13 protein-coding genes are annotated in these 12466 nt (G+C 63.9%); 12 read left to right on the forward strand and 1 reads right to left on the reverse strand.

Going from position 1 to position 12466, the window contains the following annotated elements:
* Nucleotide 1: 1 nt before the first annotated feature.
* The 12 genes from nadD (at nucleotide 2) to J5M71_RS01560 (ending at nucleotide 11151) form a co-directional block, all read left to right on the forward strand.
* A complete protein-coding gene (gene nadD / locus J5M71_RS01505; RefSeq protein ID WP_207828943.1) occupies nucleotides 2–661 on the forward strand; it encodes a nicotinate-nucleotide adenylyltransferase in 660 nt (219 codons plus the stop codon).
* A gap of 43 nt (nucleotides 662–704) precedes the next feature.
* A complete protein-coding gene (rsfS, locus tag J5M71_RS01510) occupies nucleotides 705–1124 on the forward strand; it encodes a ribosome silencing factor (protein WP_013974359.1) in 420 nt (139 codons plus the stop codon).
* 10 nt (nucleotides 1125–1134) lie between these two features.
* Complete coding sequence (gene rlmH, locus J5M71_RS01515; RefSeq protein ID WP_003249722.1) at nucleotides 1135–1602, forward strand: 23S rRNA (pseudouridine(1915)-N(3))-methyltransferase RlmH; 468 nt, start codon at nucleotides 1135–1137, stop codon at nucleotides 1600–1602.
* A 16-nt stretch (nucleotides 1603–1618) separates the two neighbouring features.
* On the forward strand, nucleotides 1619–3508 hold the full coding sequence (gene mrdA / locus J5M71_RS01520) for a penicillin-binding protein 2 (RefSeq protein WP_207828953.1): 1890 nt from the start codon (nucleotides 1619–1621) through the stop codon (nucleotides 3506–3508).
* Between the two features lie 38 nt (nucleotides 3509–3546).
* Nucleotides 3547–4650, forward strand: a complete 1104-nt coding sequence (gene rodA / locus J5M71_RS01525; RefSeq protein WP_015271941.1) for a rod shape-determining protein RodA — start codon at nucleotides 3547–3549, stop codon at nucleotides 4648–4650.
* 17 nt (nucleotides 4651–4667) lie between these two features.
* On the forward strand, nucleotides 4668–5678 hold the full coding sequence (gene mltB / locus J5M71_RS01530) for a lytic murein transglycosylase B (RefSeq protein WP_207828955.1): 1011 nt from the start codon (nucleotides 4668–4670) through the stop codon (nucleotides 5676–5678).
* Entirely contained in the window at nucleotides 5678–6679 is a 1002-nt protein-coding gene (locus tag J5M71_RS01535) for a septal ring lytic transglycosylase RlpA family protein (RefSeq protein WP_085625760.1), read from the forward strand. The genes mltB and J5M71_RS01535 overlap by 1 nt, the downstream gene beginning before the upstream one ends.
* A 270-nt stretch (nucleotides 6680–6949) precedes the next feature.
* Entirely contained in the window at nucleotides 6950–8110 is a 1161-nt protein-coding gene (locus J5M71_RS01540; RefSeq protein WP_085625759.1) for a D-alanyl-D-alanine carboxypeptidase family protein, read from the forward strand.
* A gap of 73 nt (nucleotides 8111–8183) precedes the next feature.
* A complete protein-coding gene (locus J5M71_RS01545; RefSeq protein WP_003249736.1) occupies nucleotides 8184–8459 on the forward strand; it encodes a DUF493 domain-containing protein in 276 nt (91 codons plus the stop codon).
* Nucleotides 8459–9106, forward strand: a complete 648-nt coding sequence (gene lipB, locus J5M71_RS01550) for a lipoyl(octanoyl) transferase LipB (protein ID WP_013974352.1) — start codon at nucleotides 8459–8461, stop codon at nucleotides 9104–9106. The genes J5M71_RS01545 and lipB overlap by 1 nt, the downstream gene beginning before the upstream one ends.
* A 2-nt stretch (nucleotides 9107–9108) precedes the next feature.
* Complete coding sequence (gene lipA, locus J5M71_RS01555) at nucleotides 9109–10125, forward strand: lipoyl synthase (RefSeq protein ID WP_233687358.1); 1017 nt, start codon at nucleotides 9109–9111, stop codon at nucleotides 10123–10125.
* An 87-nt stretch (nucleotides 10126–10212) separates the two neighbouring features.
* A complete protein-coding gene (locus J5M71_RS01560) occupies nucleotides 10213–11151 on the forward strand; it encodes an LD-carboxypeptidase (RefSeq protein ID WP_207828957.1) in 939 nt (312 codons plus the stop codon).
* Nucleotides 11152–11271: 120 nt separating this feature from the next.
* On the opposite strand, the gene J5M71_RS01565 is transcribed toward J5M71_RS01560, so the two are convergent.
* On the reverse strand, nucleotides 11272–12466 hold a 1195-nt coding region (locus J5M71_RS01565), incomplete at its 5' end, for a lytic murein transglycosylase (RefSeq protein ID WP_207828960.1).

A 12466-nucleotide genomic window follows, 5' to 3' on the forward strand; every position in this document is an offset into this window, starting at 1 on the left:
GTTGAGCAAGGCACAGGCAGTCCGGCGCATCGGCATTCTAGGCGGCACCTTCGACCCCGTGCACATCGGCCACCTGCGCAGCGCGCTGGAAGTGGCCGAGTGCATGGGGCTGGACGAGCTGCGCCTGCTGCCCAATGCCCGGCCGCCGCACCGCGACACCCCGCAGGTGGCCGCGCAGGACCGCCTGGCCATGGTGCAAAATGCCGTGCAGGGTGTGCCGTGCCTGAGCGTGGATGCCCGTGAGCTGGCGCGCGACAAGCCGTCGTACACCATCGATACGCTGGAATCGATCCGCGCCGAACTGGCCGCCAACGACCAGCTGTTCCTGGTGCTGGGCTGGGATGCCTTCTGTGGTCTGCCCAGCTGGCACCGCTGGGACGAATTGCTGCAACACTGTCACATCCTGGTGCTGCAACGCCCGGATGCCGACGTAGAACCCCCTGACGAGCTGCGCAACCTGCTGGCTGCGCGCTCGGAGAGCGATCCCACCGCCATGTCCGGCCCGGCGGGAAACATTTCGTTCGTCTGGCAGACGCCGCTTGCGGTGTCGGCTACACAGATCCGACAGCTGCTGGCCAGCGGCAAATCGGTGAGGTTCCTGGTGCCGGACGCCGTACTGGCCTACATCGAGGCGCACGAACTGTATCGTGCGCCTAACTGACGGTGCCTCTGGCGCCTCATCCAACGAGTTGAACGAGTTTTATATGACCAAGCAGAAAATCCACGGCGAAGAACTGGTCGCCCTGACCAAGGCAGCGCTGGAAGACGTCAAGGCCCAGGACATCCAGGTCATCGACGTGCGCGAAAAGCACAGCCTGACCGACTACATGATCATTGCCACCGGTACCTCCAACCGCCAGATCAACGCGATGCTGGAGAAGGTCCGCGAAGCGGTCAAGGCCAAGGGTGCCCAGCCACTGGGTGAAGAGGGCAAGGGCGACAGCGACTGGGTGCTGCTGGACCTGAACGACGTCATCGTGCACATGATGACCGCCGCTGCCCGCCAGTTCTACGACCTGGAGCGCCTGTGGCAGGGTGCCGAGCAAAGCCGTGCCGCCGATGGCAAGCACCACAGCCCGGACCATGCCCACGAGTACTCCGACAAGCTCAAGGACCGGGAATAAGGAAAGCGCTGTGCGTCTGCGCCTGATCGCGGTCGGCTCGCGCATGCCGAAGTGGGTCGAGGAAGGCTGGCATGAATATGCCAAGCGCCTGCCCGCCGAGCTGTCGCTGGAGCTGGTGGAAATCCCGCTGAATACCCGTGGCAAGAATGCCGACGTCGCCCGCCTGATTCGTCAGGAGGGCGAGGCCATGCTGAGCAAGGTTCAGCCAGGGGAACGCATCGTCACCCTCGAGGTCCATGGCAAGCCCTGGAGTACCGAGCAGCTGGCGACCGAGCTGGACCGCTGGCGCCTGGATGCGCGCACGGTGAATTTGATGGTGGGCGGCCCGGAAGGCCTGGCGCCTGAGGTCTGTGCGCGTGCCGAGCAACGCTGGTCGCTGTCGCCGCTGACCCTGCCGCACCCATTGGTAAGGATACTCATCGGCGAGCAGATCTACCGCGCCTGGACCGTGTTGTCCGGGCATCCTTACCATAAATGAGCCTGTAAGCAGTCCGATGTCGCAGCCGATCCGTCTCAAGGACCACGAGAAAGACGCCCGCCTGGTGCGCAACCGCGTCGTGGTCGGCGCAGTGGCGATCATGCTGCTTATTTGCGTGCTGATCGCGCGGCTGTACTACCTGCAGGTCATCCAGCACGAATATCACTCCACGCTGTCGGAGAACAACCGGGTGCATGTGCAGCCGATCCCGCCGACCCGCGGGCTGATCTTCGACCGCAACGGGGTGATCGTTGCCGACAACCGGCCCAGCTTCAGCCTGTCGATGACCCGCGAACGTGCGGGTAACTGGCAGGAAGTGCTGGATACCATCGTCGAAGTGCTGGAGCTGACACCCGACGACCGCGCCCTGTTCGAGAAGCGCATGCGCCAGGGCCGCCGGCCGTTCGAGCCGGTGCCGATCCTGTTCGAACTCAACGAAGAGCAGATCGCCCGCGTGGCGGTGAACCAGTTCCGCCTGCCGGGCGTGGAAGTGGTGGCCCAGCTGGTGCGCCATTACCCGCAGGGCGCGCACTTCGCCCATTCGGTGGGGTATGTAGGGCGGATCAACGAGAAAGAGCTGAAAACCCTCGACCCGGTGAACTACAGCGGCACCCACCACATCGGCAAGACCGGCATCGAACGCTTCTACGAAGCCGACCTGCATGGCCAGGTGGGTTACGAGGAAGTCGAGACCAATGCCCGCGGCCGTGTGCTGCGGGTGCTCAAGCGCACCGACCCGAAACCGGGCAAGGACATCGTGCTGAGCCTGGACATCAAGCTGCAGGAGGCCGCCGAGGCCGCCCTGGGTGGCCGGCGTGGTGCGGTGGTGGCGCTCGACCCGCGTACCGGCGAGGTGCTGGCGATGGTCAGCCAGCCCAGCTTCGACCCCAACCTGTTCGTCACCGGCATTGGCTTCAAGGCCTATGCCGAACTGCGCGATTCGATCGACCGGCCGCTGTTCAACCGCGTGTTGCGTGGCCTGTACCCGCCAGGCTCGACCATCAAGCCGGCGGTGGCCATCGCCGGCCTGGACAGCGGCGTGGTAAATGCTGGCAGCCGGGTGTTCGACCCGGGCTACTATCAGTTGCCCAACTACGACCACAAATACCGTAACTGGAACCGCTCGGGCGATGGCTGGGTCGACCTGGACACCGCGATCATGCGCTCCAACGACACCTACTTCTACGACCTTGCGCACAAGATGGGCATCGATCGGCTGTCCAGCTACATGAACAAGTTCGGTATCGGCCAGCGGGTTGCCCTCGACATGTTCGAGGAGTCCGCCGGGCTGATGCCGTCGCGCGAATGGAAGCGTGCCACCCGCCGCCAGGCCTGGTTCCCCGGCGAAACCCTGATCCTCGGTATCGGCCAGGGCTACATGCAGGCCACGCCGCTGCAACTGGCCCAGGCCACTGCCTTGATCGCCAACAAGGGCGTGTGGAACCGCCCGCACCTGGCCAAGACCATCGAAGGCCAGCCGCCGGTGGACGACAACCCCATGGAAAACATCGTGCTGCGTGACAAGTCAGACTGGGCCAAGGTCACTCATGGCATGGAGCAGGTGATGCACAACGCCCGCGGTACCGCACGCAAGGCGGCCATCGGCTCGCAGTACCGCATTGCCGGCAAGAGCGGTACCGCCCAGGTGGTGGCGATCAAGCAGGGCGAGAAGTACGACCGCAACAAGCTCCAGGAGCGTCATCGCGACCACGCCCTGTTCGTCGCCTTCGCCCCGGCCGAAGCCCCGAGGATCGTGGTTTCGGTGATGGTCGAGAACGGCGAGTCCGGCTCGGGCGTCGCCGCCCCGGTGGTGCGTCAGGTGATGGACGCCTGGCTGCTCGACGAAAACGGCCGGCTCAAGCCCGAGTTCGCGCCTGCCACCGTTACCCAGGAATCAGCCCTGTGATGAACAATTTCGATCGCATGCTCTCCAGCGAGGATGTGATGCGTCGGCGCGCCAGCTTTCTGCAGCGCATCCATGTCGACGGCCCTTTGCTGATCATTCTGCTGACCCTCGCGGCCGGCAGCCTGTTCGTTCTTTATTCGGCCAGTGGCAAGAACTGGGACCTGCTGCTCAAGCAGGCCACCTCGTTCGGCATCGGCCTGGTGTCGATGTTCATCATCGCCCAGCTGGAGCCACGTTTCATGGCCCGCTGGGTGCCGCTGGCCTACCTGGCCGGTGTGCTGTTGCTGGTGGTGGTGGACGTGATGGGCCACAACGCCATGGGCGCCACGCGCTGGATCAACATCCCCGGGGTGATCCGCTTCCAGCCCTCGGAATTCATGAAGATCATCATGCCGGCGACCATCGCCTGGTACCTGTCCAAGCGCACCTTGCCGCCGCATCTGAAGCACGTGGCGATCAGCCTGGTGCTGATCGGCGTGCCGTTCATCCTGATCGTGCGCCAGCCCGACCTGGGCACGGCGCTGCTGATCCTCGCCTCCGGGGCCTTCGTGCTGTTCATGGGCGGCCTGCGCTGGCGCTGGATCCTCAGCGTGCTGGCGGCTGCGGTGCCCGTGGCGGTGGCGATGTGGTTCTTTGTCATGCACGACTACCAGAAGCAGCGGGTACTGACCTTCCTCGACCCGGAAAGCGACCCGTTGGGCACTGGCTGGAACATCATCCAGTCGAAGGCGGCGATCGGCTCGGGCGGCGTGTTCGGCAAGGGCTGGCTGCTCGGCACCCAGTCGCACCTGGACTTCCTGCCGGAAAGCCACACCGACTTCATCATCGCCGTGCTCGGCGAGGAATTCGGCCTGGTCGGCATCTGCCTGCTGCTGATCGTCTACCTGCTGCTGATCGGCCGTGGCCTGATGATCACCGCCCAGGCGCAGACCCTGTTCGGCAAGCTGCTGGCGGGCAGCCTGACCATGACATTCTTTGTATACGTGTTCGTCAATATCGGTATGGTCAGTGGCCTTCTGCCCGTGGTGGGCGTGCCGCTGCCCTTCATCAGCTATGGCGGAACTTCGTTGGTGACGCTGCTGTCAGCGTTTGGCGTTCTGATGTCGATCCATACGCACCGCAAATGGATCGCGCAGGTTTGAATAAGGTGAAGAATTTCATGCAAGCAGTGCGTAACTGGGCTGCCCGTTGTGCGCCGTGGATCGGCGCGGTGGGCCTGTTCGGCGCTGTACAGCTGGCCCATGCCGGCGATTACCAGGGTTCGCCACAGGTGGCCCAGTTCGTTGGCGAAATGAGCCGCGACTATGGCTTTGCCCCTGAGCAACTGATGAGTGTGTTCGGTGAGGTGCAGCGCAAGCAGTCGATCCTCGACGCCATATCGCGCCCGGCCGAACGGGTGAAACCGTGGAAGGACTACCGGCCGATGTTCATTACAGACGCGCGCATCGCCCGCGGTGTGGACTTCTGGCGCCAGCACGAGGCGGTGCTGGCCCGTGCCGAGCAGGAATACGGCGTGCCGGCGCAATACATCGTCGCGATCATCGGCGTGGAAACCTTCTTTGGCCGCAACACCGGCAACTACCGGGTAATCGATGCGTTGTCGACTCTGGGCTTCGACTACCCGCCACGGGCCGAATTTTTCCGCAAGGAGCTGCGCGAGTTCCTGCTGCTGGCCCGCGAGGAGCAGCTCGACCCGTTGACGCTCAAAGGCTCCTACGCCGGTGCCATGGGCCTGCCGCAGTTCATGCCTAGCAGCTTCCGCAACTTTGCGGTGGACTTCGACGGCGACGGCCACATCAATATCTGGAACAACCCGGACGATGCCATCGGCAGCGTGGCCAGCTACTTCAAGCGCCACGGCTGGGTGGCCGGCGAAGGCGTGGTCAGCCGCGCCTGGGTGGACGGTGGGCGCGTTGACGAAGGCCTGACTACCGGCATCGAGCCGGTAAAAACGGTAGGGGAGTTGCGTGCGCTCGGCTGGTCGGTCCATGATTCGCTGCGCGATGATCTGCCGGTTACCGCCTTCCGTCTCGAGGGCGACAATGGCCCCGAGTACTGGATGGGCCTGAAGAACTTCTACGCGATCACTCGCTACAACCGCAGCGTGATGTATGCCATGGCGGTGCATCAGCTTTCGGAACAGCTGGTTCAAGCACGGGGCGTCAAGTAATGCGCGCAATCATCTCTGGCAACACTTTCAAGCTGCTCACCTGTCTCGCTGTCGGCGTGGTACTGGCCAGCTGTTCGTCCAGCCGCCCGCCCCAGCAAAGCGGTGGCAATGTGGTGCGCGCCCAGCCGGGCCTGGACATCAACCGGGCGCACAAGGACGGCGCGCCGTGGTGGGACGTGGATGTGAACAAGATCCCTGACGCCACGCCAACCGTGCACACCGGCAACTACAAGGCCAACCCGTACACGGTGCTGGGCAAGACCTACTACCCGATGCAGGACTCGCGCAACTACCGCGCCGAGGGCACCGCGTCGTGGTATGGCACCAAGTTCCACGGCCAGAACACCGCCAATGGCGAGCTGTACGACCTCTACGGCATGAGCGCGGCGCACAAGACTCTGCCGCTGCCGGCCTACGTGCGGGTGACCAACCTGGCCAATGGCCGCAGCGTGATCCTGCGGGTGAACGACCGTGGGCCGTTCTATTCCGACCGTATCATCGACCTGTCCTATGCCGCGGCGAAAAAACTCGGTTATGCCGAGATCGGCACCGCGCACGTTCGCGTCGAGGGTATCGACCCGCAGCAGTGGTGGGCCCAGCGCGGCCAGACACCACCAATGGTGCTGAAAGAGCCGCAGGTGGCCCAGACCCAGGCGATCCCGGCCAGTACCGGGCGCGTCGAGCAATGGACCCCGCCGCCCCAGCAGCATGCGGCGCCAGTGGTGCCGGTCCAGGTGGCTGGCAACAACGTGCCGGCCGGCAGTGGCGGCAGCTTCCTGCAGGTGGGCGCCTTTGCCAACCCGGACGCCGCCGAACTGCTGCGGTCCAAGCTCAGCAGCATGGTCAGCGCGCCGGTGTTCATCAGCTCGATCGTGCGTAACCAGCAGACCCTGCACCGCGTGCGCCTGGGGCCGATCAGCAGCCAGGGCGAGATCCAGCAGGCGCAGGACAGCATTCGCCTGGCGAACCTGGGGCAGGCCAAGCTGGTCACAGCTGACTGACCGTGTTGCCTTCTTCGCGGGCGCGCCCGCTGCCATAGGGGTATGCGAAACCCTGTGGCAGCGGGCGTACCCGCGAAGAAGGCAACGCCAAACTGTCGGTTTTGTCATGAATTGCCGGGCGCGGCCATGTACAATATCGGCTTTTGCCCGCAGCGACATAAAGCCGCACGTTGCGAGCCTGGCCTACGGCCACAAAAACTAGACTGACTGGCGCTGGGCACATGATCTTGCCCAGGGAACATCAGACCATTAGCGATTTTCGAGAGACGGATGAACATCACCAACCTTGCCAAACGACTTTGCCTGCCCGTACTGCTGATGATCACGCCTGCCGCCTTCGCGGCTGAGCAGATGACGCCGGCACCACCGCAACTGGCAGCCAAGTCCTACGTACTCATGGACGCGTCCAGCGGCAACGTGCTGGTCGAGAACAACGGTGACGAGCGCCTGCCGCCGGCCAGCCTGACCAAGCTGATGACCGCCTATATCGCCACCCTGGACATCCGCCGCGGCCAGATCGGTGAAAACGACCCGGTTACCGTCAGCGAAAACGCCTGGCGTACCGGCGGTTCGCGGATGTTCATCAAGGTGGGCAGCCAGGTGACCGTCAGCGACCTGCTGCACGGCATCATCATCCAGTCCGGCAACGACGCCTCGGTCGCCCTGGCCGAGCACATCGCCGGCAGCGAAGACGCCTTCGCCGACATGATGAACAAGACCGCTGCCGACCTGGGCATGGCCAACAGCCACTTCATGAACCCGACCGGCCTGCCGCACCCGGATCATTACTCGTCGGCCCACGACATGGCTACCCTGGCCCGTGCGATCATCAACGTCGACCCGGCCCACTACGCCATCTACTCGCAGAAAGAGTTCTTCTGGAACAACATCAAGCAGCCAAACCGCAACCTGCTGCTGTGGCGTGACAAGACCGTCGACGGCCTGAAGACCGGCCACACCGACGAAGCCGGCTACTGCATGGTGGCTTCGGCCGTTCGCGATGGCCAGCGCCTGATCGCCGTGGTGTTCGGCACCAACAGCGAGCAGTCGCGTGCTGCCGAGACCCAGAAGCTGCTGACCTATGGCTTCCGCTTCTTCGAAACCCAGACCTTCTACCAGAAGGGCACCGAGCTGACCAAGTCGCCGGTCTGGAAGGGCGTCACCGGCGAAGTGAAGGCGGGCCTGGCCAACGACCTGACCCTGACTATGCCTAAAGGCCAATTGAAGCGCCTGCAAGCTTCGATGACCATGAACCCGCAGCTCACCGCGCCAATCGCCAAAGGTGACGTGATCGGCAAAGTGGAAGTCAAACTGGACGAGAAAGTGGTTCACAGCGCCGACCTGATCGCCCTCGATGGCGTCGAGGAAGGTGGTTTCTTCCGCCGTATGTGGGATAGCATCCGCCTATTCTTCTACGGGTTGTTCAACTGATACGTGACCTGCATGCCCCCGCGTATGCCGCGGGGGCGTTGTTGTTGCCACGGCTTACGAGGCCGTTTCCGCCATGAGCGAACCAGACGTCAAGTCGCACAAGATCGAATTCCCCTGCGACGATTACCCGATCAAGGTCATCGGTGACACCGTTGTCGGCTTCAAGGACACGGTGATCGAGATCCTCAGCAAGCACGCCAAGGTCGACCTTTCCACGCTGGCCGAGCGCCAGAGCAAGGAAGGCAAGTACACCACCGTGCAATTGCACATCGTTGCCGAAAGCGAGAACCAGTTGCACGATATCAACAGCGCCCTGCGCGCTACCGGCATCGTGAAAATGGTGCTCTGATGTCCGCCTGCCTCGGTTTTCGCGAGCTTGGCCTGCAGCCCTACGAACCGGTGCTGGAGGCCATGCGTCGCTTCACCGAGCAGCGCAGCCCGGACAGCCAGGATGAAGTCTGGCTGGTCGAGCACCCCGCGGTCTTCACCCAGGGCCAGGCCGGCAAGGCCGAGCACCTGCTGGTGCCGGGTGATATCCCGGTGGTGCAGACCGACCGCGGTGGCCAGGTAACCTACCATGGCCCCGGGCAGCTGGTGGCCTACCTGCTGCTGGATGTGCGCCGGCTGGGCTTTGGTGTGCGTGAGCTGGTCAGCCGTATCGAGCAGACCCTCATCGACCTGCTCGCCAGCTACGATGTCCAGGCAGCGGCCAAGCCCGATGCCCCGGGCGTCTATGTCGATGGAGCGAAAATCGCTTCCCTCGGCCTGCGAATCCGCAACGGCCGTTCGTTCCACGGCCTTGCCCTGAACGTGGACATGGACCTTGCGCCATTCCGCCGAATCAACCCCTGCGGCTATGCGGGGCTGGCGATGACCCAGCTGCGCGACCTGGCAGGTCCGATCGAACTCGACGAGGTCAGGACAAGGCTGCGCGGACAGCTGGTCAAGCACCTCGACTACGCTGAGCAGACGACCCTCACGGGCGGAATCGACTGAATATGACAACTGTGCAAGAAGCCGTGCCGAACCTGATACCTACCCAGGAAGCCACCTCGCGCCCAGCGCCGAAGAAGGTGGAAACCGGGGTCAAGTTGCGTGGTGCCGAAAAGGTGGCGCGCATCCCGGTGAAAATCATCCCTACCGACGAGCTGCCGAAAAAGCCCGACTGGATTCGCGTGCGTATCCCGGTGTCGCCCGAGGTAGACCGCATCAAGCAGCTGCTGCGCAAGCACAAGCTGCACAGTGTGTGCGAAGAGGCTTCCTGCCCGAACCTGGGCGAGTGCTTCTCCGGCGGCACAGCCACCTTCATGATCATGGGTGACATCTGCACCCGTCGTTGCCCGTTCTGCGACGTTGGTCATGGCCGGCCGAAACCGCTGGACCTGGACGAGCCGAAGAACCTGGCCATCGCCATCGCCGACCTGCGCCTGAAGTACGTGGTAATCACCTCGGTGGACCGCGACGACCTGCGTGACGGTGGTGCCCAGCACTTCGCCGATTGCATCCGCGAAATTCGCGCGCTGTCGCCGGGCGTGCAGCTGGAAACCCTGGTGCCGGACTACCGTGGGCGCATGGATATTGCCCTGGAGATCACCGCACAAGAGCCGCCGGATGTGTTCAACCACAACCTCGAGACCGTACCGCGCCTGTACAAGGCCGCGCGCCCGGGTTCGGATTACGACTGGTCGCTGGACCTGCTGCAGAAGTTCAAGCAGCTGGTGCCGCACGTACCGACCAAATCGGGCCTGATGCTGGGCCTGGGCGAGACCGACGAGGAAGTGATCGAGGTGATGCACCGCATGCGCGAGCATGATATCGACATGCTCACCCTCGGCCAGTACCTGCAGCCGTCGCGTAGCCACCTGCCGGTGCAGCGTTTCGTCCACCCGGACACCTTCGCCTGGTTCGCCGAGGAAGGTTACAAGATGGGCTTCAAGAACGTCGCTTCCGGTCCGCTGGTACGTTCCTCGTACCACGCTGACCAGCAGGCTCACGAAGCCAAGATCAAGCTCTGAGCCAAGACTGGAGCCATGCATGCCGATGCGCGCCGAAGGGCGGCATCGGCATTTTTGTTTGTGCCACACGCGCTGCAAGGAGCCGCGATGAATTGTGCCGAAACCTTCAAACCCAGCCTGCCAGCTGCGCTGCCGCGTAATGCCTGTTTTGCCATTGTCGCCCCGGCGGGCGCGGCGCGGCTGGATACGCACAAGGTCAACCAGTGGTTCGTTGATCGAGGTTACAGTTGCCGCATCTACCCGGGTGCCCTTCAGGCCCAGGGCTACCTGGCGGGGCCGGACCAGCAGCGTTTGCAGGACCTGCATGATGCCTTTGCCGACCCGGCCATCGACGCCATTTTGTGCATGCGTGGGGGGTACGGCAGCATGCGCCTGCTCGACCAGCTCGATTTCGAGCTGATCCGGCGCAACCCCAAGCCGCTGATCGGTTACAGCGACATCACCGCGCTGCACACGGCGATCTACCGGCATACCGGGCTGGTCACCTTCCATGGAGGGATGCTCAATGCCGACCTGCTGGGGGCCAAGTTGCCGCCGACCGAAACTTCGTTGCTGGCGCAACTGGGTGGGCATGTGCGGGCAGGTGAGCAGATCGTGCACCCTGCTGACTTCGCCTTGAGCAGCCTGCTGCATGGGGCTGCCAGCGGGCCGCTGCTGGGCGGCAACCTGTCGATGCTGGGGGCGACCCTGGGGACGATTGCCGAGCTGGATACGCAGGGCTGCATCCTGTTCATCGAGGACGTCAACGAGCCGCTGTACCGGGTGGACCGCTTGCTCACCCAGTTGCGCCTGGCGGGCAAGCTGGAGGGGGTGAAGGGTGTGCTGGTGGGGGACTTTGCCGGTATTACCACTGCGGCGCTGACGCCCTTGCTGGAGGATATCTTCGCGCCGCTGGGTGTGCCGGTACTGGCCGGGTGGCGCAGTGGGCATTGTGACCCGAATGTGTGCTTGCCCTTGGGGGCTCGGGTCAGGCTGGACAGTGTTCGGCAGACACTGATGCTGGAGCAGGATCTTTTCCAGGCTTGAGATTGTCGGGGCTGCCTTGCAGCCCATCGCGACACGAGGCCGCTTCCACAGGAGAAGTGTTATCGCTTGTGGGAGCGGCCTTGTGTCGCGAAAGGGGCGCAACGCGCCCCCAGAATCCCACTATTTGCGCAGGCTCTCGAGCAGCTTGTGGGTCGGATACCCATCCGCCGGCCAGCCCAGCCCCTGCTGGGCATTGCGGATCGCCTTGCGGGTATTGGCACCAATGATGCCATCGGCATTGCCGGCTTCGTGCCCGTTGCTGTTCAGCAGGTTCTGCAGCTCCATGCGCTCGCTGCGGCTGAGCGGCAGGTCGTCTTTCGGCCAGCTGCCGGCAATGAAGCCCCAGCCCGTGAAGCGATCACCCAGCAGGCTTACCGCCAGCGCGTAGGACGACGAGTTGTTGTACTTGAGGATGGCGCGGAAGTTGTCCAGCACCAGGAACGCCGGGCCACGCGCGCCCGCTGGCAGCAGCAGGGCGGCAGACAGCTGGTTGCTACCCACGGGCAACTGGGTACCGGCAGGCAGTTTCACGCCCATTGCCAGCCACTCGCTCACCGGCTTGCGCAGCGCACCATCGGCCTGCCAGTAATCGAAGCCAGGGGGCACCTGTACCTCGAAGCCCCACGGCTGACCACGTTTCCAGCCCGAGCTCTGCAGGTAGTGCGCGGTCGAGGCCAGGGCGTCTGCCGTGCTGTTCCAGATGTCGCGGCGGCCATCGCCGTCGAAGTCCACGGCATGGGTGTTGTAGGTGGTCGGGATGAACTGGGTCTGGCCCATGGCGCCGGCCCACGAGCCGCGCATGGCTTCAGGCTGGATGTCGCCATGCTGGATGATCTGCAGCGCGGCGATCAACTGGTCCTGGGCGAACTGCGGGCGGCGGCCTTCGTAGGCCAGGGTAGCCAGCGAGCGGATCACCGACTTGTTGCCCTGGAACTGGCCGAAGTTGCTTTCCATGCCCCATATCGCGACCAGCACCTGGCGATCGACGCCATAGCGTTGCTCGATGCGGGTCAGCAGTTCGGCGTTCTGCTCCAGCAGTTTCTTGCCGTTGCGTACACGCAGGGGCGACAGGGCGCCTTCGAGGTATTCCCATACCGGGCGGGTGAACTCCGGCTGGCTGCGATCGGCCTTGATCACGTCCATGTCAGGGGTGATGCCGAGGAAGGCGCGGTCGAAGGTGTCCTGCGAAATGCCGGCTTGCAGGGCTTGCTGGCGGAAGCCCGCCTGCCATTGCGCGAAGGTTTGCAGAGGCTGGATTTCAGTGCTGCTGTCGGGCGTCGTGCCGGGCAGGGTCACCACCGGGGCGGGCTGGGCG

The sequence above is a fragment of the Pseudomonas sp. 43(2021) genome (assembly GCF_017490805.1).
Taxonomy (GTDB): domain Bacteria; phylum Pseudomonadota; class Gammaproteobacteria; order Pseudomonadales; family Pseudomonadaceae; genus Aquipseudomonas.